Origin of the sequence: Pseudochelatococcus lubricantis, assembly GCF_042432495.1 — a bacterium.
GTDB lineage: Bacteria > Pseudomonadota > Alphaproteobacteria > Rhizobiales > Beijerinckiaceae > Pseudochelatococcus > Pseudochelatococcus lubricantis.
The window spans coordinates 18597-41934 of sequence record NZ_JBHLXC010000004.1 but is presented as its reverse complement, the minus strand read 5'-3'; the positions used below and the strand labels follow the sequence as shown (position 1 = coordinate 41934).

At 64.1% G+C, this 23338-nt stretch carries 24 protein-coding genes, 1 tRNA gene and 1 pseudogene; 22 read left to right on the top strand and 4 right to left on the bottom strand.

Going from position 1 to position 23338, the window contains the following annotated elements:
* The first annotated feature begins 219 nt into the window (after positions 1–219).
* The 5 genes from phnC (at position 220) to ACFFJ7_RS10615 (ending at position 4393) form a co-directional block, all read left to right on the top strand.
* Entirely contained in the window at positions 220–1032 is an 813-nt protein-coding gene (gene phnC / locus ACFFJ7_RS10635; RefSeq protein ID WP_166956562.1) for a phosphonate ABC transporter ATP-binding protein, read from the top strand.
* Positions 1033–1114: 82 nt separating this feature from the next.
* A complete protein-coding gene (gene phnD / locus ACFFJ7_RS10630; RefSeq protein ID WP_166956559.1) occupies positions 1115–2047 on the top strand; it encodes a phosphonate ABC transporter substrate-binding protein in 933 nt (310 codons plus the stop codon).
* A gap of 104 nt (positions 2048–2151) precedes the next feature.
* On the top strand, positions 2152–3081 hold the full coding sequence (phnE, locus tag ACFFJ7_RS10625; protein ID WP_166956556.1) for a phosphonate ABC transporter, permease protein PhnE: 930 nt from the start codon (positions 2152–2154) through the stop codon (positions 3079–3081).
* Positions 3082–3135: 54 nt separating this feature from the next.
* Positions 3136–4002 (top strand): phosphonate ABC transporter, permease protein PhnE, encoded by an 867-nt coding sequence (gene phnE, locus ACFFJ7_RS10620; protein ID WP_166956552.1) that lies wholly within the window; start codon positions 3136–3138, stop codon positions 4000–4002.
* Positions 4003–4303: 301 nt separating this feature from the next.
* Positions 4304–4393 (top strand) — tRNA-Ser (locus ACFFJ7_RS10615).
* Positions 4394–4685: 292 nt separating this feature from the next.
* Here ACFFJ7_RS10615 and ACFFJ7_RS10610 read toward each other — a convergent pair.
* The gene (locus ACFFJ7_RS10610; protein WP_377592217.1) at positions 4686–5096 is read right to left on the bottom strand and encodes a hypothetical protein; all 411 of its coding nucleotides are present in this window, start codon (positions 5094–5096) and stop codon (positions 4686–4688) included.
* Between the two features lie 97 nt (positions 5097–5193).
* On the opposite strand from ACFFJ7_RS10610, the gene ACFFJ7_RS10605 reads away from it, so the two are divergent.
* Positions 5194–5948 (top strand): IS5 family transposase gene (locus ACFFJ7_RS10605; RefSeq protein WP_377592216.1). Its coding sequence is split into 2 segments (ribosomal slippage): positions 5194–5527 and positions 5527–5948, totalling 756 coding nucleotides; the frame shifts between segments, so codons are not numbered across the junction.
* Between the two features lie 494 nt (positions 5949–6442).
* Positions 6443–6526 (top strand): annotated as a pseudogene (locus ACFFJ7_RS10600) (integrase core domain-containing protein); the annotation flags it as partial.
* An 18-nt stretch (positions 6527–6544) separates the two neighbouring features.
* Here ACFFJ7_RS10600 and ACFFJ7_RS10595 read toward each other — a convergent pair.
* Positions 6545–7771: a CaiB/BaiF CoA transferase family protein gene (locus tag ACFFJ7_RS10595; protein ID WP_377592214.1), complete on the bottom strand. Its 1227-nt coding sequence runs from the start codon at positions 7769–7771 to the stop codon at positions 6545–6547.
* A 587-nt stretch (positions 7772–8358) separates the two neighbouring features.
* On the opposite strand from ACFFJ7_RS10595, the gene ACFFJ7_RS10590 reads away from it, so the two are divergent.
* The 10 genes from ACFFJ7_RS10590 (at position 8359) to ACFFJ7_RS10545 (ending at position 16961) form a co-directional block, all read left to right on the top strand.
* Positions 8359–9573, top strand: a complete 1215-nt coding sequence (locus tag ACFFJ7_RS10590) for an ABC transporter substrate-binding protein (protein ID WP_166950028.1) — start codon at positions 8359–8361, stop codon at positions 9571–9573.
* A 91-nt stretch (positions 9574–9664) separates the two neighbouring features.
* Positions 9665–10414: an SDR family NAD(P)-dependent oxidoreductase gene (locus tag ACFFJ7_RS10585; RefSeq protein ID WP_377592212.1), complete on the top strand. Its 750-nt coding sequence runs from the start codon at positions 9665–9667 to the stop codon at positions 10412–10414.
* Between the two features lie 4 nt (positions 10415–10418).
* Entirely contained in the window at positions 10419–11339 is a 921-nt protein-coding gene (locus ACFFJ7_RS10580) for an NAD(P)-dependent oxidoreductase (RefSeq protein WP_377592211.1), read from the top strand.
* Positions 11336–12247, top strand: coding sequence for a branched-chain amino acid ABC transporter permease (locus ACFFJ7_RS10575; RefSeq protein ID WP_377592210.1), 912 nt, complete (start codon positions 11336–11338; stop codon positions 12245–12247). Before ACFFJ7_RS10580 ends, ACFFJ7_RS10575 begins: the two co-directional genes overlap by 4 nt.
* Complete coding sequence (locus ACFFJ7_RS10570) at positions 12240–13226, top strand: branched-chain amino acid ABC transporter permease (RefSeq protein WP_377592209.1); 987 nt, start codon at positions 12240–12242, stop codon at positions 13224–13226. Before ACFFJ7_RS10575 ends, ACFFJ7_RS10570 begins: the two co-directional genes overlap by 8 nt.
* Complete coding sequence (locus ACFFJ7_RS10565; RefSeq protein WP_377592208.1) at positions 13223–13999, top strand: ABC transporter ATP-binding protein; 777 nt, start codon at positions 13223–13225, stop codon at positions 13997–13999. Before ACFFJ7_RS10570 ends, ACFFJ7_RS10565 begins: the two co-directional genes overlap by 4 nt.
* Positions 13992–14726 carry an ABC transporter ATP-binding protein gene (locus ACFFJ7_RS10560; RefSeq protein WP_377592206.1) on the top strand — a complete coding sequence of 245 codons (735 nt, stop codon included), beginning with the start codon at positions 13992–13994 and terminating at the stop codon, positions 14724–14726. The genes ACFFJ7_RS10565 and ACFFJ7_RS10560 overlap by 8 nt, the downstream gene beginning before the upstream one ends.
* Before the next feature lie 38 nt (positions 14727–14764).
* The gene (locus ACFFJ7_RS10555; protein WP_377592204.1) at positions 14765–15595 is read left to right on the top strand and encodes an N-acyl homoserine lactonase family protein; all 831 of its coding nucleotides are present in this window, start codon (positions 14765–14767) and stop codon (positions 15593–15595) included.
* Between the two features lie 69 nt (positions 15596–15664).
* Positions 15665–16300, top strand: coding sequence for a GntR family transcriptional regulator (locus ACFFJ7_RS10550; RefSeq protein WP_377592202.1), 636 nt, complete (start codon positions 15665–15667; stop codon positions 16298–16300).
* Positions 16301–16382: 82 nt separating this feature from the next.
* The gene (locus ACFFJ7_RS10545) at positions 16383–16961 is read left to right on the top strand and encodes a cysteine hydrolase family protein (protein WP_377592200.1); all 579 of its coding nucleotides are present in this window, start codon (positions 16383–16385) and stop codon (positions 16959–16961) included.
* Between the two features lie 344 nt (positions 16962–17305).
* On the opposite strand, the gene ACFFJ7_RS10540 is transcribed toward ACFFJ7_RS10545, so the two are convergent.
* The gene (locus tag ACFFJ7_RS10540) at positions 17306–17629 is read right to left on the bottom strand and encodes a hypothetical protein (protein WP_377592198.1); all 324 of its coding nucleotides are present in this window, start codon (positions 17627–17629) and stop codon (positions 17306–17308) included.
* Positions 17630–17665: 36 nt separating this feature from the next.
* On the opposite strand from ACFFJ7_RS10540, the gene ACFFJ7_RS10535 reads away from it, so the two are divergent.
* The 5 genes from ACFFJ7_RS10535 to ACFFJ7_RS10515 are packed head-to-tail and all read left to right on the top strand — an operon-like array spanning position 17666 to position 23006.
* Positions 17666–18886: an FAS1-like dehydratase domain-containing protein gene (locus ACFFJ7_RS10535; RefSeq protein WP_377592197.1), complete on the top strand. Its 1221-nt coding sequence runs from the start codon at positions 17666–17668 to the stop codon at positions 18884–18886.
* A 27-nt stretch (positions 18887–18913) separates the two neighbouring features.
* A complete protein-coding gene (locus ACFFJ7_RS10530) occupies positions 18914–20095 on the top strand; it encodes a CoA transferase (protein WP_377592196.1) in 1182 nt (393 codons plus the stop codon).
* Positions 20092–21282: a CaiB/BaiF CoA transferase family protein gene (locus tag ACFFJ7_RS10525; protein ID WP_377592195.1), complete on the top strand. Its 1191-nt coding sequence runs from the start codon at positions 20092–20094 to the stop codon at positions 21280–21282. The genes ACFFJ7_RS10530 and ACFFJ7_RS10525 overlap by 4 nt, the downstream gene beginning before the upstream one ends.
* A gap of 18 nt (positions 21283–21300) precedes the next feature.
* Positions 21301–22167, top strand: a complete 867-nt coding sequence (locus ACFFJ7_RS10520; protein WP_377592194.1) for an HTD2 family dehydratase — start codon at positions 21301–21303, stop codon at positions 22165–22167.
* Between the two features lie 44 nt (positions 22168–22211).
* Positions 22212–23006: an HpcH/HpaI aldolase/citrate lyase family protein gene (locus ACFFJ7_RS10515; RefSeq protein ID WP_377592193.1), complete on the top strand. Its 795-nt coding sequence runs from the start codon at positions 22212–22214 to the stop codon at positions 23004–23006.
* 78 nt (positions 23007–23084) lie between these two features.
* Here the strand turns inward: ACFFJ7_RS10515 and ACFFJ7_RS10510 are convergent, their stop codons facing one another.
* The gene (locus ACFFJ7_RS10510; protein WP_377592192.1) at positions 23085–23303 is read right to left on the bottom strand and encodes a transposase; all 219 of its coding nucleotides are present in this window, start codon (positions 23301–23303) and stop codon (positions 23085–23087) included.
* Positions 23304–23338 lie beyond the last annotated feature (35 nt).

Here is a 23338-nt window from a genome sequence, read left to right as displayed (position 1 = left end):
CGCCGGCGCGCCCGCCCCGTCGACGGGCATTCGTTCCGGCTCGACAGGAGGAGCCGCGGGGGCACGGGCGGATCGACAAGTGGCGCCGCCCTTCCCGATGGCGGCTGCTGGAAGATTTCGGACATCGGCGGGTAATTTCCGGGCCGATTGTCATCGTTGTGTAGCGTACCGCTGCCAGAGTCCGCGCGTTAACGAAATAACGATGCAAGGACCTGAGCGGTGTTGATCATTGATGGAGTGACGAGGCGGTTCGGAGAGAAGGCCGCTGTCGCCAATGCGCGAGTCGAGATTCCTGTCGGCAGCATGGTGGGTGTTATCGGGCGTTCCGGGGCCGGAAAATCCACGCTTCTGCGCATGATCAACCGCCTGATCGACCCCACCGAAGGCCGCATCCTTTTCGAGGATACGGATGTGACGCGGCTGCGTGGCCGTGAACTGCGCAACTGGCGCTCCCGCGCTGCGATGATCTTCCAGCAGTTCAATCTGGTCAACCGGCTCGACGTGCTCACCAACGTGCTCACGGGCCGCCTCAACCACGTGCCGCTGTGGCGGTCGCTCACCAAGACATATACGGATGCCGAACGCACGCTCGCGCTGCGCGCGCTGGAGCGGCTCGGCATCGCGGAGGTGGCGCTGCAGCGGGCGGATACGCTTTCCGGCGGGCAGCAGCAGCGGGTCGCCATTGCCCGCGCCCTCCTGCAGGAGCCGCGCATCATTCTGGCGGACGAGCCGATCGCCTCGCTCGACCCGCTCAATGCCAAGGTGGTGATGGACGCGCTGCGCGACATCAACCAGCATGATGGCATCACGGTGATCAGCAACCTGCACACGCTCGACACCGCGCGCCATTACTGCAACCGCATCGTTGGCATGGCCAACGGCCACATCGTATTCGACGGCACGCCCGACGAACTCGACGACGCCGTGGTGCGGCAGATCTATGGGACCGAAGGTGCGACGCTCGACGAGCGTATCACCTCGACCAGCATCGTTCCGGGTGGGAAGCTGGCGACGGCTGCCACTCCCGCCTGAACCAGACGCCGCCGGTAAGGGGGCCGGCAGCGGGCAAAACAGCCAAGCCCCTACATTGTCACCAACACTCACGGAGTACACCATGCTTCGCAAGCTGATGCTCGCGGCTGCTGCTGCCACGCTCGCTTTCGCCGCCCCTCTCGCCGCCCAGGCCCAGAGCTACAAGGACACCGTCAAGGAGTTCCGCGTCGGCCTGATCGGTGGCGAGAACGCCTCGGATCTGATGACCCGCAACGAAGGCTACCGCAAGCTGCTCGAGACCGAACTCGGCATCCCGGTCAAGCTGTTCCCCGCCACCGACTACGCCGGCATCATGCAGGCCATCGGTGCCGGCCAGGTTGAACTCGCGGCCTTCGGCGCCTCGGGCTTCGCCGGTGCGTACCTCGACTGCAACAAGTGCATCGAGCCGATCGTCGTTCCGGAAGAGAACGATGGTTCGACGTTCTACTACTCGGTCGCCGTGGTGCGCGCCGACAGCGGCATCAACTCGCTGGACGAGGCCAAGGGCAAGTCGCTTGCCTTCGCCGACCCGAACTCCACCTCGGGCTACCTGATCCCCAACGCCACGCTGAAGGCTGAGGGCAAGGATCCGGAGAAGTTCTTCTCGCGCGTCGGCTTCGCCGGTGGTCACGAGCAGGGCGTGCTCGCGGTGCTCAACAAGCAGTACGACGTCGCCGTGACGTGGACCTCGGGCCAGGGCGACATCAACGAGGGCTATTCGCGCGGCAACCTGCGCGCCATGGTCGACAAGAAGCTGCTCAACATGAAGGACGTCAAGATCATTTGGCAGTCGGGCAAGATCCCGAACGGCCCGATCACCGTCCGCACGGACCTGCCGGCCGACCTCAAGGCCAAGCTGCTGCAGATCCACCTCGACCTGCCCACGAAGCACCCCGACATCTACAAGGCGATCGAGCGCGGCTCTGGCAAGGGCTATGCCAAGACGACGGTCGAGCTTTATCAGGACATCATCAAGCTGCGTCAGGCGGAAGCCACCGGCGGCCGCAAGAGCTGATTTCCATCTGTTGAAGGGGACCGCCCCGGCGTTTCAGCCGGGGCGGTTTCCCGTTTTGCCGCCTCTCCGGTGCCTGATCTCCGCAACCCGAAAAGTGCCGCGTCATGACGCATATCGAGACAGCCAGCGCCTACGACATCATGCGTCGGCGCATCGATGAACACCGCCAGGAGAAGTTTCGTGCCACGCTGGTCGGCGTCGCGATCTTCCTCGCCCTTTTCGCTCTTGCCGCATGGTGGGCGGATTTCGGCATTCTGCCGGTGATCGAGGGGTTGCCGAAGCTCGGCGAATACGTTTCCAAGCTGTTTTCGACGCCGGCGGCGCAGGGGTCGGCGGAGCGTATTCCGATCGTCTCGCTCTCGCATCTGTTCGGTGGCTGGGATACGAAGCAATCCCTGCTTTACTGGTTTTACAACATCCACACCTTCCTGGTGCTGATCCTCGACACCGTGGCCATGGCCGTGCTCGCCACGCTTCTCGGCTTTTCCGTCGCCTTCATCGTCAGCTTTCCGGCCGCCTACAACCTGTCGCCGCACGGCCTGATCGTATGGACGTCGCGCCGGTTCCTTGAAGTGCTGCGGTCGATTCCCGATCTCGTCTTCGCCCTGTTCTTCGTGTTCTGCTACGGCGTAGGCCCGCTTGCGGGCATTCTCGCCATGGGGCTGCACTCGGCGGGTGCGCTCGGCAAGCTGTTTTCGGAGCTGAACGAGAACGCCAGCCCCCGCCCGGCGGAAGGCATCGTCGCCTCGGGCGGCAACTGGTTCGAGATGATCCGCTATGCCATCGTGCCGCAGGTGCTGCCGGGCTTCCTGAGCTACGGTCTGCTGCGTTTCGAGATCAATGTGCGCTCGTCCGCCATTATCGGCGTGGTGGGTGCGGGCGGCATCGGCGAGGAGTTGAAGAAGGTGATCAACTTCAACCGCTATGAAGACATCAGCGCCGTCATCCTTCTGATCGTGCTGCTGGTGGTAGCGATCGACACCCTTTCCGGCTTCCTGCGTCAGCGGCTGATCCGCGACACGCGGGTTGTGTAAGGCGGCGGAGTACCCCGACGCACCGAATGGATTGACAGACAAGTGGACCAACCCATGCGCCCCATCCGTCTCGATGCCGTGACGCCCGAAGAAATCCGCGCCGCGCGGCTTGAAAACCCGAAGGCTTTCGGCCTCACGCCTTCCGAGCGCACGCTCGCGGGCTGCATCTTCGCGGCCGTGCTTGCCGTCGTCGTCTGGCTGCACATAGCCTATGGTCTCACGCCCGCCCGGCTGTTGTCGCCCGATCCGCGCGCGATTCTGCTGCTGGCGAACTTCTTCGACTGGTCAAATTTCGCCAATTTTGCGCATGCGGACATCTTCCGCTCGCTGGGCGAGACCATTGCCATGGCCTTCATCGGCACGTCGCTCGCGGCGCTCGTCGCGCTGCCGCTGGCGTTTCTGGCGGCGCGCAACGTCATTCCCGCCTTCATCGTGCGATTCTTCACCAAGCGCCTGTTCGACGTGGCGCGAGGCATCGACCAGGTGATCTGGGCGCTGATTTTCATCTCCGCTGTCGGTCTCGGGCCACTCGCGGGCATCCTCGCCATCTTCATCAGCGACACGGGCACCTTCGGCAAGCTGTTCGCCGAAGCGATCGAGAACACGGAGAAGGGTCCGGTAGAGGGGCTCGAATCGGTGGGCGCCTCGCCGGTGACGGTGCAGCGTTACGCCCTGCTGCCGCAAGTGCTGCCGGTGTACGTGTCGCAAGCGCTGTATTTCTTCGAATCAAACACCCGCTCGGCGACGGTGCTCGGCCTCGTCGGCGCAGGTGGTATCGGTTTCGAGCTGATCTCGCGCTGGCAGGTGATGCGCTTCGACGAAGTGGCCTACATCATCGTGCTGATTCTGATCACGGTCGGCCTGCTCGACCAGATTTCGCGCATGGTGCGCGAGCGCCTCATCGGGCGTCCCCATCAATAACGGCGCCACGCGGCGGCTTCCGTGGGCCGCGAAACGACGGATGGTGGAAAACCGGCGCATCGTGCGCCGGTTTACGCAAAACAGGCCTTGCCACGGACATCGCAAGTGGGCTAGAAGCCACTCCTGCTGTAGCAATTCACACCGGCATCCAGGCCGGCTGAAGCAGGGACCGCTCCGCCACCCGGCAGAATCCGGACGGCGCATCGCGGAGGACGTTTGAAGGGAAAAGCCCAATCAAACGACCAGCCCCTTCAGGCGCAGCAGCATTGGCTTGTGCGGATGAATTCCGCAACCAATGTCCGGAGAGGTGGCCGAGTGGTTGAAGGCGCACGCCTGGAACGCGTGTATACGGGCAACCGTATCGAGGGTTCGAATCCCTCTCTCTCCGCCATAACTATCTGATTTTTCAGTATTTTTTGACTTTTCGCGACCTGCCCGGTTAGTGCGGGAAGTTCAAAGACATGTACCGCTGGTGGTTGTGCAACGGTGCTGAGAGACCGGGTCAGTACCAGAACCGGCGCTCGTTACCCGCAGATATCTCCCGAGGCCATTTTGGTGGTACGGCTTGCCGGACGCCGCTCTCGTCGTTCCTCGCGGGAATGAACCGCGTGGCGGACCGGAAACGAAGAACCCCGCCGATATGGCGAGGCAAGGATTGAGCGGATCCAGAGGTTTCGTCCAGGTCACCCGAATCCGAACTTGCGACGCTGCTCCGACCAATCCTTTGGCAGACTGGTGAGTGACAGTTGTTTGGCGGATAGTTCGATCGGCTGCTGTCCATCAAGGATCGCCGAGGTGATATCGGGTGCCAGAAATCCGAGCCGAACGATACGGGTGAAATAGGATGGCGTGACCCTGTTCGCCTGGGCAAGCTCGGCGATGGACGTGCCATCGCCCTCCAGCATCAGTTCCCGGAACCGCTGGGCGCGGGCAAGCAGCCGCAGCAGGCTGCGGTCGGGTTTGCGGTTTGACCGTGCTTGCGGTGCATCGACCAGATGCCGCATCTCCATACCCACCCGCTTGAGCGTTGCCTGCACCGACAGGGTCAGGGTTTCGCCGTCGTCTTCACGATGAAGTATGGGGCCGGACGCCATCGTATCGATCCCACCCCGCACTACGGCGGAAACTCATAAAATTGCTTGTCGTTTCTGGCGTTCTCTGATTCAAGGCTTCCAACTAAGGATGCCTTTGATGACGCGTCGTCGCTACGAACTAACCGACCACGAATGGTCGATTATCTCGCCGCCTTTGCCCAACAAGCCCCGTGGCGTTCCCTGGGCCGATGACCGGCGGGTGCTGAATGGTATCCTCTGGCGGTTTCGAACGGGCTCACCCTGGGCGGAAATCCCGGAGCGTTATGGCCCGCCGACCACCTGCTACAACCGTTTCGTGCGCTGGCGCCGAGCCGGGGTATGGGATCGGCTTCTTGCAGCAGTCTCGGCAGCCTACGATGGTGATATCGTCATGATCGACTCGACCTGTGTCCGCGTTCATCAGTATGCGGCCACGGGAAAAAAGGGGATGTTCCCCGACGTATCGGACGAACGAAGGGCGGCCTGAACTCCAAACTTCATGCCGTCTGCGACGGCCGGGGCCGTCCCCTCGTCATGCTGCTTTCCGAAGGTCAGATGAGCGACTACGGGGGTGCCCGCCTGATGATACCCCACCTGCCACCGGCCAAGGAACTGCTGGCAGACAAGGGCTACGACGCCGATTGGTTGCGCAAGGATCTGGCCGAGCGCGGGATCGCAGCATGCATTCCGTCACGCGCCAAACAAAAGAGCCCAATCCCGCATAATGCTGTCCTCTACCGAGAGCGCCATAAGATCGAGATCATGTTCGGCCGTCTCAAAGATTGGAGACGCATCGCAACACGTTATGAGCGATGCGCCCACACCTTCTTTTCCGCCATATGCATCGCCGCCGCCGTCACCTTCTACCTATAAATCAATGAGTCCTGAGCCTAGACGCTAAAGAAATAAGTATATGGGCTAACTGGTTGGCTGAAAATAAGCGCTGGATATGCAGGGAAGCGGTAAAGCAAGCTACAGAGGAGCAAAGTGATATGCGAGTTGAGGACGCCTACATCAACAGCGCGCTCGTCGGCATTGCGATTCGGATAGTGGACGGAAATTTATTGACACCAACTTCCCTCAAGCGGTTTCGGGCGACGCTCGCCCCTTGAAGGTGGCTATGGTGAGTTCGCCAATCTGCAGCCCATATGACCGCTCAGATTGCCGTGTTCGGCAATAACACCAACAAAATCAGACAGTTCATAATTATTCAGGAATTATAATCCGTAAGGTCCCTAAAAACCCCCATTGGAGACGGTCATTCACGCGGTATTCACCCATTTTTCAATGGGTTAACTGATCCGCCATTCCAAAATAATTATCGACGCCTTCGCCGTCAGGTTCCCATTTATTTTTCGCGCCTCCACGACTTCTCGCGGCCAGGCAAGCCGACCGACAACTCGTTCATCGAGTCGTTCAACGGCAGGTTTCGGGCAGAGTGCCTGAACGCACAATGCGATTGCATGCGGTTACGCTTTGGCGTCGCGCACTTTCGCCCACAGTTCGGCGTCGTGGTTGGCGGTCAATGCTGCTCCTTCGGTGATGAACGACCGTATTTCTTCATCCTCATACCCGATCTGTTGGAGCACGGCATATGTATGCTCCCCGAGGAGCGGAGGCGGTGAGTTCTCGACGTTTTCTCCCGTTAGCGCCGGCAGCGGAAAGTTCGGGGCCGCGAATGCGTAGCCCGAGAATGGGAATTGCGCGTATTTTCCGGATTCGCGGGCCTGCGGTGCGTCGAGGACCCTGTCCGGGGAAAGGACCTCGGTAAAGCCGGCGCCAACCTCCGACAGTTTGCGGGCAAGCTCGTCGTAGTCGAAGGTCTCGACCGCCGCGCTCACAAGCTGCTCGACCTGCGGCCGGCTCTTTCGCCTCTGCCGCAGGGTCGCCAGCTCGGGATCGGTCGCCACGGATGCGGCTTTGCAGAACTTGCTCCAGTGCTCATCGGTCAGCATGACCAGATAAATCCACCGGTTGTCGCGGGTCTCGTAGGCGCCGTATCCCGGAATGCTGAACTCGGGGGAGGGTTCCTGATCCTGCCGGCCGAGGAGCTGTGAATTCAGCTGGACACCGACAAGCTCACGCGCTGCGATGTGCAGGCCGGTTTCATAGAGACCAAGCTCGATGTTGCGGCGCCTGGCATCCCCGCCTGCGTCGAGAAGCGCCGACAGAATGGCCATGACGGCATAGCAGCCGGCGAATTGATCGTGATACGAAGGGCCAAGGCGTGACGGCCTGCCGTCGACGCGGTTGGCATACATGACGCCCGTGGCGGCTTCCGCGATCGGATTCGAGGCGACGCCCTCCGACAGCGGCCCGGCTCCGTATCCCTTGATGTGGCAATAGATGATAGCGGGGTTGATGGCTGAGCAGCCTGTGTAGCTGACGCCCAGCCGCCTCGCCGCGCCGGGGGACAGATTGTGCACCACGACGTCGGCGTTCTTCACCAGCTTGTGAAAAATCTCCAGACCGCGGTCCGACCGCAGGTCCAGACAGATGCTCTTCTTGCCGCGATTGTAGGCGATGTATGTGCCGCTTGGGCCGCCCCGAACCAGCTTGCGCGTCGTGTCGCCTGACGGCGGTTCGATCTTGATCACTTCCGCTCCCATCTGGTTGAGTATGTGGGTGGCGAACGGTGCGGCGATCATGCTGCCCAGTTCGAGCACGGTCCGATTGGCGAGAACCCCGGTGAACATTACCTCTCCTTATCGCTTTAGGTGTCGACCGCCAATCAAACACAATGGCGGAGTGATCAAATAATGCATTTTACATAATGCATGGAGATGGCGCCTGGTGCAATGGTTGTTGCCGATTGCCGTGGTTGCTGCTGCCTGAAGCAAATGTCGCTGTATAATTTGGGGGACGATTCGCGCGGATATGGCCGCAGCGCCATTCAGGCTCAGGATGCTAATTATCTAGCTTTGCCTCAGTTTGCAGGCGCAAACTGAGGCTCCGGGCAGTGACGGGTTGAGAGGATGGCTATACGGGCCGAGCCTTGCGCTATCGAGAGGACATCGTCCGGCAGCTTGGTAGGGCGGCTGCGGATCAGCTGTGCGGAGCGAAAATAGCGAGAGATTCATATAATGCATGGTGCATTTTTTGTTGACCGATACGTCTGGTCGCAATAGCCTGCAAAAAAAGATTGGCAGACTGGCGGGGCGCGCTCGAAGAGGGATAGCAGCGGTGCACGCCTTGCCGGGAGTCCATAACAATGCCGGGGAACAGCTCTTCGCTTCGATGAAAGCGCGGTTGTCCTAACGGCAGCTCGATGGGGAGGGAAACAATGAAGGTGCATGTTCGAAAAAGTATTGTAGCCGCAGCTGCTCTGGCGCTGTCGGTTGGCGCGGCCTTCTCTGCCGGCGCCCAGCAGGTGGGGATAGACGAGCAAAAAAAGGTGGTGACTGTCGGCGCGTTCACGCCGGTGACCGGGCCGGTCCCGTTCTATTCCATCCTCACCCACGCCGCTGAAGCCCATTTCAAGCATCAGAACGAGAACGGCGGCATCAAGGGCTGGACGGTGAATTACGTCACCTATGACGACGGCTATGATCCGGCCCGCAGCGTCGCCGTCACCCGCCAGCTCGTGGAGGACAACGGCGCCTTCGCCCTGGCGGCGTCGGTCGGTACTGCTACCAATACGGCGGTGATTCCCTATGCGAAAGAGGTCGGGCTGCCGATGATCGGGCCGATCGGCGGCGCGAGCGCGTTCTTCGTCGAGCGCAACGTGTTCCCGCTGCTGCCGGATTACGGCTGGTCGGCCGCTGCGAACGCGGACTATGCTGTCAAGGAGCTGGGGCTCAAGAAGATCGCGCTACTGTGGGAGAACGACGAGCTGGGCAAGTCCGCCAAGCGCGGCTTCGACGCCTATATGGCCGAGCAGGGGCTGACGCCGGCCGAGTCCGTTTCCTTCGACGTCAAGACGACGAGTTTCAGCCCGCATATCCGTCGGGTTGCGAATGCGGGCGCGGAAGCGGTCATCCTGTTCGGATCGAACGCGAACCTCGCCGCCGCGCTGAAGGTCGCTGATCTTCAGGGACTCAATGTCAAATGGTTTGCCCCGTTCTTCACCGCGGACCCGTCGACGTTCAAGCTGGCCGGCGATCTGCTGAACGGCACTTATTTCTCGTCCTGGCTGCTGCCGGTCTCAAGCGACGATGCGCAGGTCGCAGCGTACCGCGATGCCATCAAGAAGTATTATCCCGATGATCCCGTCGGCGTGTTCGGCCTCAACGGCTGGAGCAACGCGGCGGTGTTCTCCAAGGGATTCGAGGCCCTGCTCGACAGCGGCAAGCCGCTGACGCGCGAAAATCTGATCGCGGCGCTGGAAACGCTCGACAACGCCGCCGTCGGCGGCGCGCGCGGCGTATCCTTCCGTCCGGGTGACCATCGCGGCACCCGCCAGGAGGGCATCATCCAGGCGCAGAATGGGGAATTCGTCCTGGTGCGCGATTTCCGGCCGTATCCCACCGTGGTGTTCGACGCGACGACGGGCAACTGAGTGCGCTGACGCCGGGTGTGCAACGGGCGGGCGCGAGCTGGCTTTCCACGCTGGCTTTCAATGACGATTTTCAATTCATGAGGAGATAGGAATGGCCAACATTCCGGTTAGTGCTCCGGCGCGCCTTGACGGTCGCACCGCACTGGTCACCGGCGCCGCCGGCGGCATCGGCAGGGCGACGGCGCTCGCTCTCGCCGAGGCGGGGGCGACGGTAGTGGCGACCGACATAGTCGAGCACACGGATTTCGGCACGAGCGGCGTAAAGTACCGCAGGTATGATGTGACCTCACGAGAAGAGACGCGCGCGACGGTGTCGTGGGTCCTTGACGCGGTCGGTCGCATCGATGTCCTCGTGCTCTGCGCCGGGACGATCTCGCACCGCTCCCTCACCGAAGCGACGGACGAGGAGTGGGGAGCGATCCTCGACGTGAACCTGATGGGCGTCGTCAACCCGTTGCGGGAGGTTTTTCCCGTCATGATGGAGCAGGGGGCCGGCAAGATCGTGGCCCTCGGCTCGATCGCCGCGAAAATCGGCGGTGTCGCTTCGGGGCCGGCCTATATCGCCGCGAAGTCCGCGGTACACGGCCTCATGAAATGGGTTGCCAAGGCGGGCGCGCCGCATGGCGTGTTCGCGAGCGTCGTCGCGCCGGGGCCGGTGGAGACCCCGATGTGGCAGACGGTTACGCAACGGGCCGCGCCGTCCCCGAACGGCAACGTGCCGCTCGGCCGTTTCGGCCAGCCCGAGGACGTGGCGCAGGCCATCCTTTTTCTGTGTTCACCCGCGTCCAACTGGATCACCGGCACCGTTCTCGACGTGAACGGCGGCATGTTGATGGATTGATGATATGAGCAACGCCGAGACGATTGGATTTATCGGATTGGGCGTCATGGGCGGCCCGATGTGCCGCAACGTGGCGCTGAAGCACCCCGGCCGCGTCATCGCCTTCGATCTGTCGGCCACGGCGCTGGAGGCCCTGGCGGACACGAAGGCCGAGCCGGCGACCTCGCCCGAAGCCCTGGCGGCTGAGGCCGACGTGATCTTCCTCTCCCTGCCCGGCGGGCCGCAGGTCGAGTCGGTCTGCCGAGAGGGGGCGGTGGCGACCCATGCCAAGGCGGGCGCTGTCGTGGTCGATCTGTCAACGACGCCCGTCGCTCTCGCCCGCGCCGTGGCGGCCGATCTCGCCCGCAAGGGCATCGCCTTCGCGGATGCTCCCGTGGCGCGGACCCGTGAGGCGGCCCAGCGCGGCGAACTCAGCGTCATGGTCGGCGCGCCGCCGCCTGTCTTCGAGCGCATCAAGCCGCTGCTCGATTACATCGCGACCGATATTACCCACGGCGGCGATGTCGGCGCGGGTCAGGTTCTCAAGCTCGTCAACAACATGCTGGTGTTCGAGAATGTCGTGACGCTGGCGGAGATGATCGTGCTGGGCGAGCGGGCCGGCGTGGCGCCCGAGGTGTTGCTCGACGCGGTGTCGAAAGGCTCCGGGGACAGCTTCGTGCTGCGCAATCACGGGCGCAAGTCGATGCTGCCGCGCGACTTTCCCGAGCGCTCCTTCCCGCCTGAATACGTGCTGAAGGACATCGATTACGTCTTCCAGCTCGCCCATGAGACGGGTGTGCCGCTGAAAGCGGCCGAGACCGTGCGCCGCTACTATCAGAAGGCGATCGAGAAGGGCCTGGGCGGACGCTACTTCCCCGGCGTCATCCGGCTCGTCGAGGACGCCACCATGGCGGAAGACGGGTCACAGGCCGGAGACGGATCATGACTGTCATTGTCGAAACCGTCGGAAGTGTGTTGCGCGACCTGTTTCCGCTGATCTGGTCGGGCGTCATCACGGGCTGCCTCTACGCGCTGGGCGCGCTGGGGCTGGTGATGATCTTCAAAAGCTCGCGGGTGGTGAACTTCTCCCACGGCAACGTGGCGGGCTTCGCGGCGTTTCTCGTCTACGGCTTTTCCAGCGGCCTGCTGCTTGAGCTTTCGTGGGGGGCGGCGGTGCTGCTCGCTGTCATTGCGGCGATCGCGATCGCGTTTGTGAGCTATGCCTTGATCGCGCCGCTGGTGTTCGAATCCGATCTCACGGCCACCATCGCAACGCTGGGCGTCGGGCTTGTGGTGCAGGGTGCGACGCTGCTGATGTTCGGTGCGGATATCGTCAGCCTCGACCTGCCGGTGCCACGCTTCAGCGCGTCCATCCTCGGACTACTGATAACCGGCTACGACCTGACGGTGCTGTTCGTCGCCGTGGTCACCATCGGCATCCTGTTCTTCGTCATCGACTACACCAAGCTCGGCGTTGCTTTCCGCGCTATCTCCGACAACGCCTTCGCCGCCGAGGTGTGCGGCCTGAACCTGCGTTCGGTGCATCTTTTCGCGTGGTGCGTGGCGGCGATACTCGGCGTCGTCGGGGCTCTGCTCATCGTGCCTACGACATTCCTCAGCTCCACGACGGTCGCGACGTTCATGCTGCAGGCCTTCGCCGCCGCGGTGCTCGGCGGCTTCGCAAGCCTGCCGGGCAGTCTCGTGGGCGGTATCCTGATAGGCATCTTCATGAACCTGTTCACCTTTTACGTATCGCCGGAGTTCAGCAGCACCTTCCTGCTCGGCGTGATCCTGCTGGCGCTCAACATCTTCCCCAGCGGGGCACTTGCGAAAGTGGGAGGGTCGCGTGTCTGAGAGCGTCGTGCAATCCGGCCGCCCGGCTCGGTCGGGTTCCGACTGGCGGCTGCAGGCCGGCCGGTGGGCAACGCCGGTCCTCATCGCCGTGCTGGTATGCCTGCCGTTCGCCGTGACGGGTTCCTGGACCTATACATTGGGCGTCTGTTTCGCCAACAGTATTGGCGTGCTGGCGGTGAGCGTTCTGGTGCGCTACGGCGGCGAGGTGTCGATCGGACACAGCTTCTTTGCCGCAGTCGGAGCCTATTCCGTCGCCATCCTGGAGCATCGCCTCGGGGTATCGCTGCTTGTCGGGCTGCCCGTGGCGCTGGCGCTCGGGGTCGTATCCGGCATCTGCTTCGCCTGGCCGTCCAGAAGGCTGTCCGGCATCTATCTCGCGGTCTCGACCATGGCGCTCGCGCTGGCGCTGCCGGAGATCATCAACAACGCCGACGAATGGACGGGCGGCTTCGAGGGGCTCTATGTGTCGCGCCCCGTGGTGCCCGGTGTCGGTATGTCGCTGCAGCGCTACTACGCCGCGCTCGTCGTGCTCGTCGCCGTCACCTATGCGCTGGCCCGACTTCGCCATTCGCGCCAGGGGCTGAAGCTGCTGCTCGCCCGTTCGCACCCTGCGGCCGCCGATGCGTTCGGCACGCGGCGGGTCTGGGCGCGGGTGAGCGTCATGGGCATCAGCGCCGGCATTGCCGCACTGTCGGGCGCGACGCTGGCCTTCGCAAGCTCGACCGTGTCGCCCAGCGGATTCACACTCTGGTCGGCAATTTTCCTGCTGGTGGGATCGGTCGTCAGCTTCTATGGGCTCACGCTGCCACGCGCGCTGATCGGCGGGGCCTTCCTCACGCTGGTGCCGCAGCTCCTGTCGGCGTCCGGTGCGTGGATCCCGGTTCTTTACGGTCTGGCGCTGCTCGCCGTCATTCTTTGCGGACATTATCTGCCGAAGATCGGCGGGATGATGCACCGTCGCGCGCGAGGTGTGTCATGAACGCCGGTGCCGCGACCCTGCAGGGCAGGGGCATCTCCCTTTCGTTCGGTGGCATCAAGGTGCTCAAGGGGCTCGATGTCGAGTTTCGACCGGGCGAAATTACCGGGTTGATCGGGCCGAACGGCGCCGGCAAGACGAGCCTCTTCAATTGCCTGACCGGAGCCTACAGGCCGCAGGGCGGCACGATCACCTATGCCGGCGAGCCGCTCGACGGCCTGTCACCTGCGGCCCGTGCCGGCAAGGGGATTGTCCGCAGTTTTCAGACGGTGGCTCTCTGCCCTGATCTTTCCGTGCTTGAGAACGTGATGATCGGCCTGTCACGCAAATTTCATGCGGGATGGCTTGATGCGTTCCTGCCCCTGCCGAGGGGGCGACGGGAGCGCAACGCCATGCGGGAGGCGGCGCTCGCCGCGCTGGCGGATCTGGGGCTGGCGGACGCGGCGGCGCTGATGCCCGGGCAGCTTCCGCCCGGCATGCAGCGGCTGGTCGAGATCGCGCGCGCCATCGTCGGGCGTCCGTCGGTGCTGCTCCTTGACGAACCGGCGGCGGGGCTCAACAACGCCGAGACGCGCGACCTGACACGGGCGCTGCGCAACCTCGCCACGCCCGATCTCGTCATGGTGGTCGTCGAGCACGACATGGACCTCGTGATGTCGATCTGCGACCGCATCTACGTGCTCAACTTCGGGGAATTCGTCGCCTGCGGCACACCCGCGGCGGTGAGAAACGATCCCGAGGTCGTGCGCATCTACCTGGGGAGCGACGATGACTAGCCTGCTCACTGTGCGCAATCTCTCCGTCTATTACGGCGCCAAGGCCCAGGCGGCCGAGCGCGTGTCGTTCGACGTGGGCACCGGTTCCGTCGTGGCGTTGCTCGGCGCCAACGGCGCGGGCAAGTCATCGATCATGAAGGCCGTCGCCGGTCTCGTGCCCGCCACGGGCGAGATCACCTTCGACGGCGAGCCGGTGCAGTCCCTGCCGGCGCGCCAGCGGGTGCGGGCAGGCATCGTCTATGTGCCCGAAGGCCGCGAGATCGTGGGGAATCTGACCGTGCGCGAGAACCTCGTGCTCGGCGGCTATCACGTTCCGGGAGTGGCCCGGCGCGCGCGCATCGACATGGTGCTCGACATGTTTCCCGAAATCGCCAACAAGGCCGACGGCCCGGCGTGGCGGCTCAGCGGTGGCGAGCAGCAGATGCTCGCCATTGGCCGCGGTCTGATGGCCGGCCCGCGCCTGCTGCTTCTCGACGAGCCTTCGCTCGGGCTGGCGCCGCTGCTGGTGCACCGGGTGTTCGAGCGGCTGGCGACCATTCGCCGGGAGACGCATCTTGCCATCGTGCTCGTCGAACAGAATCTGCGCATGACGATGCGGCTGTGCGACGAGGTCCATTTCCTGCGCAGCGGACGGATCGTGGGGTGGCGCCGCGCGCAGGACCTGAAGGGCGAAGCCGCGCGCCAGGAGGCGATCGACGCCTATCTAGGCGCGACGGCCTCCCATTGAGCGGGGCGCATCAAGCGAGGAAGCCAGCGGGGTCAGCCATGTCCGAAGCATCAGACAATCGCACCGAGTACGAAATCTTCGCCATCCGTTACGGCACGAATGCGCGGCGCGTGCGCGGCCAGAATTTCATTCTCGAAACGCAACCCGACGAGCCGCAGGTGCTCGACTTCTACTATTGGGTCCTGAAGAGCGGCGAGAGCGTGATCGTCGTCGACACGGGAATGCATCCCGACAAGGCCGAGCGCCACGGACATGGCATTCTCCTGCATCCGGTCGAGGCGCTGCGACACCTCGGCATCGCGCCCGAAGGCGTCGAGACGGTGATTCTGACCCACGCGCATTACGACCACATCGGCCATCTCGATGCCTTTCCCAAGGCGCAGTTTTTCATGCAGGCGCGGGAGATGGCCTACGTCACCGGCCCGTGGATGGAAAAGCCGTGGTTCCGCCGCGCCTATGAGCCAGACGAAATCGCCCGCCTCGTCCATCTGCTGCATGCCGGACGGCTCGCGCTGCACGGCCTTGACCGGACGATCGCCGACGGCGTGTCGGTGCATTGGGTCGGCGGCCATTGCGACGGGCAGGAGATCGTCCGCGTGCGCACGGCGCGCGGCTGGGTCGTGCTGGCGTCGGACGCGCTGCACTACTACGAGGAATACGAGCGCGGCGTTCCGTTCGCCGTCGCCTTCAACCTGTCCGACATGATCGCGGCGCACGACCGCATCAGGGAACTCGCCGACAGCGACGATCACGTCATCCCCGCGCATGATCCCCGCATCGCCGCTTTTTATCCAGCCGCCGGGCCGGGGCTTGAGGACCGGGTGGTGCGCGTCGACCTCGCTCCCGCCTCTTCGACGGAATCCCGATGATGAAAGATTGCATCATGCAGGATTATCCAGTCTATTCCTTGTCGGCCATATGCGAGGAAGGGCAACAAGTTGAGGCATCAGACGAAGGAAGAGCGGGTCGCGGACTACCTGCGGGAAGGTATCATATCGGGGCGTTTCCCGCGCGGATCGAAGCTCAAGCAGGCGGAACTCGCCGAGAAGATCGGCACGAGCATCACGCCGGTGCGCGAGGCGATCAAGCTGCTGGAGGCGGAAGGATTCGTGCTGGGCTCGTCGCACCGGGGTGCGGTGGTGGCACCGTTCGACATCCACGCCACCGAGGAGATCGTGGACTTACGCATGATGCTCGAATCCAAGCTGGTCCTTGCCGCTCTCGCCCGCCTCACGCCGCAGCATCTGGAGGAGTTGCGCGAGCTTCAGCGCCAGATCGAGGAAGCGGCGAAGAAAGACGACCGCGAGGCGGTCCGCGTCATCAACTACCGTTTTCACGAGCTGATCTACATGGCCGCGCATCTGCCGCAGACATTGCGTTTCGTCCGCATCCTGTGGGCGCGCTATCCCTTCGATCTCATCAACCGGCTGGACAACCGGATCGAGCGCGCCTCGATCGAGCATCGGGAAATGCTGAGCGCGCTCATTGTGCGCGACGAAGCCGCGCTGCTCGTGGCGCTGCGCATGCACATCCGCGCCGGCTGGGACGAATTCAAGGCGAGCTACACGGACTAGGGCAGGGCGATCCTAGCCCTCCGTTGCCGGACTCCGCCTTGCCCTCATTCCCCACAAGGGACGTCAAACCAAGGAGCCGACAATGCCTTCCGACACGATTCTGCTCGTCATGGACATGATCAACGACCTGGTGCATCCCGACGGTGCCGGAGCCCGGACCTATGTGCCCAGATGCAGGGAGCGCGACGTTTACCGCAATACGGCGCACGCCATTGCCCGCGCCCGCGAGGCGGGCATCCGGATCGGCTATGTGCGCGTCGGCTTTTCGCCCGATTACCGGGAATGCCCGCCCGCCTCGCCGGTCTTCTCCCGCGCCAGGGACAACGGCCTTTTCAAGCTCGGCACCTGGGGCACGGAAGTCTACGCGGACTTCGCGCCGCAGGACGGGGATGCGGATATCGTCAAGCATCGCGTCAGCCCCTTCTACGGCACGCCGCTTGAGCCGCTTCTGAGCGCGCAGGGCATCCGGCGGCTGCTGCTGACCGGGGTGTCGACGAACGGCGTCGTGCAGGCGGCGGCGCGCGAAGGCCATGACCGCGATTTCCACTGCGTTGTGCTGGAAGATTGCTGCGCTGGCGCGACCGATGACGAGCACGCCTTTGCGCTGGCGGGTGTCCGCCGCTTCGCCGACGTGACGACGGCCGCCGAATTCAGGATCTAGAGCGTGTTTCGATCAGATATAATTATCTGATCGATCAGCATTCGCTCAAAATAATAAATATAGAATGTGTCCTGTTTCAACGTAAACAGGACACATTCTAGGGCATCTGGACGTTTTAGCGAGACGCTTAAAAATTATCGCTGTTTTATCTCATGCGTTCCATTCGCGCATGACCTGATGTCGACGTTGCCTGAAGGTGCTTGCGACAGGCTATCAGGTCACGAGAACGCCGGCCGGTTCTCGGCTTTCGATCACGAGCGGGCGCTTGTGGATCAGATGATTCCGCTTGATCGGAATGCGCTCCGGAAGCGGCTACGGCTTCATAGAAATTTCCATACAATGCATTATATCTTGGATTGCGCTGAGAATTTGATTCTCCAGCGAGCATTTTCTGCGGCGCGACAGAAGTCATTGACCAGCATGAAATAGATGATGCGGCGGGAGAAATTCGGCGCAAGGCGGGTGGAAAGAATCGGGTTGACCGGTTTCATATAAAATGCATTATTAAGCGCATGATGTCTGCCGACAGGGGCGCAATGCGCTCCCGATTGAGGGAAGCGGGTTGGGACAAGCTCCCCGGTTTCCGCAGCGGTGTCCGGCGGCAGGCGATCGGCGCATTCCCGGCCGGAGCCAGCCCCGCATTGCGTCGCCGCGACCGCGATCTCCACGGCGTAACGACCATATCCACAAGGGAGGATGGACCTTTGACTACGGTAGAAACGATTGACAGGAACAAGCAGGACGTCGGCGGCGCGCCCGCGGAGGGCAGGATCACGGACGAGGCGGTCGCCAACGCGCGCTCCATGATTGGCCTGCAACTGCGCCCCGAAGGGCCGTACCTGCAGGACGCGACGACCGACACCCTGCGAAACTTCTGCAATGGCATCGGCGATCTGAACCCGCTTTATCGCGAGCTGGAATACGGCCGGAACACCCGCTTCGGCATCCAGGTCGGCCACCCGATGTTCCCGATGGCCTTCGGCTGGGTGGGGCGCACGCGCTGGGGCCTGCCCGGCGTCCACGGTTTCTACGCTGGCAACGACTGGGAACTGTTCCGCCACATCCGCCCCGGCGACCGGATCAGCGCCATCGAGCGCGTCGTCGGCGTCGAGGAGAAGGAGAGCAAGTTCTCCGGCCGTCTCGTGCTCCAGTACGTCGAGGCGACCTATGTCAACCAGCACGGCGAACTCGTCGCCCGCGCGCTCGGCACCTGCACGCGCCATGAGCGCAAGGCCGCGCGCGATGCCGGCAAGTACAAGGACATCACGCCCTACGAATACACGCCGGAAGAATTCGAGAAGCTCGACGATGCGATCCTGCGCGAGGAGGAGCGCATGCGCGGCAGTAACGTGCGCTACTGGGAAGACGTGCGCGAGGGCGAGCAGCTCGATCCGATCGTACGCGGGCCCTTGTCGCTGATGGATACAATGGGCTTTCTGGTCGGCTGCGGGCGCGGCCACACCCACGGCGTCGTCTTCAAGGCGGCGATGAAGCATCCAGGACACTTCTTCCGCAACCCGGAGGCGGGCGGCGGCATCGAGTATACGGGCATCGGCCACCACCGCGAGAGCACGGCCAGGGAAGTCGGCGTGCCCGGCGTCTACGACTACGGCCCGCAGCGGTCGTCGTGGATGTGTTCGCTGGTCACCAACTGGATGGGTGACGCGGCCTTCCTCAAGCGCATCCGCACGGAGATGCGCCGGTTCAACACCATGGGCGATTCGACCTGGTGCAAGGGGCGCGTCAGCCGCAAGTACATCAAGGACGGGCATGCGCTGGTCGATCTGGAGATCTGGGGCGAGAACCAGCGCGGCGAGGTGACGACGCCGGGGCTGGCCACCGTCATCCTGCCGAGCCGTGACCCGCAGATCCAGGTAAGCTTCGACGGTGCGAACCTCGACCTCGACCTGCCGGTCGTGCGCTGAAGCCGCAGTTCCGGAGTGCGCAAGACGATGGACACGCAACTACCCCTCTCCGGCATCAGGGTCGTGGAGCACGCATCGGGCGTCGCGGCGGCCTATGCCGGGCGCCTGCTCGCGGCCATGGGCGCGGAAGTGACCATGGTCGAACCGCCCGGCCTCAGTCCGCTCAGGCGGGAACCGCCGTTCCTGTCTCCTGAGTCGGCGGTGAGCGCGCTCTTCGCCTATCATTCAGCCGGCAAGCGCAGCGTGATCTGCGATCTGACGACCGCAGCGGGGCGCGCCGACTTCGACCGGCTCGTCGGCGAGGCGCACATCCTTATCGACGATACGCCGATCGGCGGGCGCGATGCGCTCGGCCTCTCCTCCGAGCGCATCGCGGCCGGTCACCCGCATGTCGTGCACCTGTCGGTGCTGCCGTTCGGCGCCACGGGTCCGAAGGCTGACTGGCTAGGAACCGAACTCAACGTCATCCACGCCAGCGGCGAGGGCTTCCTGCTGCCCAACGGCCTGTCGGCGGACCTGTTTCCGGATCGTCCGCCGTTGAAGATCGCCGGGCACTTTGCCGAGATGCAGGGCGGCATAGCCGGGGCGCTCTCCGCGCTCGCCGCGTTGTGGGCCGGCAAGGGCCAATATGTCGACGTCTCGGCGCAGGACGCCACTGTCGCCGTGGGGGCCTTCATGGTGCAGCGTTACGGAGACGGGTCGCTGGAGCACCGTGTCAGCCGGTCGTTCCGCTACGGCGGCGTCATCGCGTGCCTCGATGGCCATGTGGAGCTTCTCACGCTGGAGGAGCGCCAGTGGCAGGGGCTTGTCGAACTGATGGGCCGTCCGGGCTGGGCGCTGGACGAGGCCCTGTCCGATCCCGCGGAACGCAGCGCCCGCGGCGATTTCCTCAACCGGCAGATCCGGGCGTGGGCGCGCCATCAGCCGGTGGACGAACTCGTTGCCCGCGCCCAGGAACTCGGCGTGCCGATGGCACGGTACGGTTCGCCCGTCCACGTGCTGGCGGGGCGCCATGAAAACGCGCGGGAGCTGTTCGCCAAGGCTAACGTCCCCGGCGCCGGCGCCTGCCGTATCCAGACCGCGCCCTTCCGTTTCGGCGACAAGCCGCTACCGATGCGCGACCTGCCGGAGGGGCCGGAGGCGGACAGCCCCACAGCGCAACATCGCCGCCATCCCGGTGTCGGCCAGGATCAGAGGGAAAGCGCGTGAAACCTCTGCAAGGAATCCGCATAGCGGACTTTACCGTGCATGCCGCAGGGCCGTTCTGCACCCACATGCTGTCCCAGCTCGGCGCGGAATGCATCAAGATCGAGACCTCACTGCGTCCGGACATTTTCCGCAAGCCGCACACCGTGTACGGCCGCACCGGGCCGGCGAGCTTCGATCAGGTGGCGTCGAACAAGCTTTCCGTCCGGCTCAACATGAAGCACCCGAGGGGAGTAGCGATAGCCAAGCAGCTCGTGGCCATTTCGGATGTCGCCGCCGAGAGCTTCCGGGCCGGCGTCATGAAGCGCCTTGGCCTCGGCTACGATGTCCTGCGCGCCGTCAAGCCTGACATCGTCATGGTGTCGGTGTCGTCGTCGGGTCAGACTGGGCCGGATTCGCATTTCGCGGGCTATGCGCCGCTGTTCGGCGCGTGGGGCGGCCTCGGCTATCTCACCGGCTATCGGGACGGCCCCCCGGTCGAGATGCGGCATGTCATGGATCATTCGGTGGGCCTCAATGCCGCCCTCGCGACTGTCGCGGCGCTGCACCAGCGCCGCAGGACGGGTGAGGGGACGCATGTTGACGTTGCTGCACGCGAGGTTGCATCCTCGCTCATCGGAGAGGCGCTGGTAGCGGTCGCGGCGGGCGTGACCATGGAGCGCATGGGCAACGAGGATTACAGGCGTGCGCCGCACGGGCTTTTCGCGACGGCCGAACCGGATCGCTGGCTCAGCATCGCGGTGGAAACCGAGCCGCAATGGCACGCGCTCCTCGCCGTCATGAACAGGCCCGAGCTTGCCATGGATCAGCGGTTCGTCACTGCCGGGGAGCGCCACGCGCGCCGTGAGGCGCTGGACGACATCGTGGCGCACTGGAGCGCATCGCAGAACGCCGACGATGCCGCCGAGCGGCTGCAGCGCGCCGGGGTGCCGGCGCATGTCTCGTGGAGCGCGGAGGACATCGTCAACGACCCGCATCTGCGCGCCCGCGCCGCCATCGTGCGTGTCGCGGCGGCTGGTGAGGGCGAGCGCGCAGCCGTCGGCTTTCCGGCCCGCTTCTCGGCAAGCACGGTGGGCATCGAGCGCGGAACGCCGGAGCTTGGGGAGCACGAGGCATACGTCTACGGTGAGCTTCTGGGCATCGGCCGGAAGGAATACGAGGAACTCGTCGCGGACCGGGTTATCTATTGAACATCGGGGGGAAGAAGCATGTCGCAAGAGGTCCACAAGGTCGGCGACGACTACGCCGACGCCATCGGCCGCACGCAGACGACGCATGCAGTGATAGCCGCGGATCGTGTGGAGGCCCTGGCCGCCACGCTGGATCTGGAGTCGGTGCCCGGAGATACCGGCACGGTTCCGCCGGGGTGGCACTGGCTGTTCTTCAATCCGTTCGTACGCCGCAGCCATCTCGGGCCGGACGGCCATCCCAAGCGCGGCGGGTTTCTGCCGGACGTGAAGCTGCCACGGCGCATGTGGGCCGGAGGAAGGCTCGTCTATCACGCGCCGCTGCCGGTCGGTCCCACGGTCGCCCGCACCAGCGAGATCGCCAATGTGGCGGTCAAGAACGGCAGCGCCGGTACGCTCGTCTTCGTCACTGTCCGCCATACGATCGCGCATGACGGGGCGGTCTGCATCGAGGAGGAGCAGGACATCGTCTATCGAGACGCCCCTGCGCCCGGTGCCGCCAAGTCCCGCCCGGCGCCCGCGCCGGAGAGCGCGGAGTGGTCGGAGCCGGTGCAACCCGATCCGGTGCTGCTGTTCCGCTATTCGGCCCTCACCTCGAACGGACACCGTATCCACTACGACCAGCGCTATGTGCGGGAGGAGGAAGGGTATCCGGACCTCGTGGTGCACGGCCCGCTGATCGCCACGCTTTTGCACGGGCTTGCCACGCGCTCGCGGCCGCAGCAGCCGTTGTCGCGTTTCGAATTCCGGGCGATGGCGCCGCTTTTCGTGGATCGCGGTTTTCATGTGGAGGCCGCGAGACAGGAGAACGGGGACGGGCTGTCGCTCTGGGCGAAGGGGCCTGACGGCGAACTGACGATGCGCGCGGAAGCGGCCTTCCGGCCCTGAGCGCCCATCGGGAAAAGAGGTCACCCACCTTGCAGGGGCAGAGGATGAATCATCCGCGCAGCTACCTTTTTGTTCCCGGGCACCGCCCGGACCGTTTCGGCAAGGCCGCGTCGTCGGGCGCCCACCGGATCATCATCGATTTGGAGGATGCGGTCGGGCCGCAGGACAAGGACTTCGCCCGGCAGCACGCGATGCAGTGGTTCGTCGAGGACGGCATCGGCGTCGTCCGTATCAACGGCGCCGACACGCCTTGGTTCGAGGCCGATCTTGCCGCGCTGGCCGAGTGTCCGCAGGCGGCCGTCATGGTGCCCAAGGCCGATACGCAGAGCATCGCGCTCGTGGCGCGGGCCCTGCCGGACAGGCCGCTCATCGCGATTGTCGAGAGTGTGGACGGGCTGGTAGAGGCTGGTGCGGTCGCCGCGTCACAAGGCGTTGCGCGGCTGGCCTTCGGCAACCTCGATTTCGGTGCGGATGCCCGGATCCCCGGCACCGGCGCGGTGCTGGATCCTGCCCGGTTCCAGATCGTCGTCGCCTGCCGCCGCGCCGGTCTGCCGCCGCCGATCGACGGTGTCACCGTCGCGCTGCAGGACGAGAGCGCCCTGGCAGCCGACATCGCCCGGGCGCGCGACCTCGGCTTCACCGCCAAGCTGTGCATCCATCCCAGTCAGGTCGCGCGCGTCAACGCCGGGTTCGCTCCCTCGGAGGCGGAAATCGATTGGGCGCGGCGCATCGTGAGCGCCATCGAGGCGAGCGCCGGCGCCGCCGTGCAGGTGGACGGCAAGATGGTGGACCGGCCCGTGCTTGAGCGCGCCCGGGCGATCCTCGCCGAGATAGCATGATCTTCCATCCATTGCCGGAACGGCGCCGCTAGTCTGATTGCAAGTCGACAGGCGACATGCGCTTCTCCGGACCGTAGCTCACGCACCTTGAACGCGCAGGATGGTGTAGTTGCGTTTGAAATCGTAGGCGATGGCGGTCAGGCTGATCTGTGTGGTGGCTTTCGCCAAGCCTTTCCATCGCATCCACCGCAAGCGGTAACTGCGCTTCCAGGCTCCCAAAATTTTCTCGATCCGACCCCGGTCCGATGGACGGGCGCTTGCTCCAGCCAAGGGGTGTGAGCATGTCGCCACTTCCATGAAGCTGCGGCATGCTCCGGGCCGCCGGCAGGGCG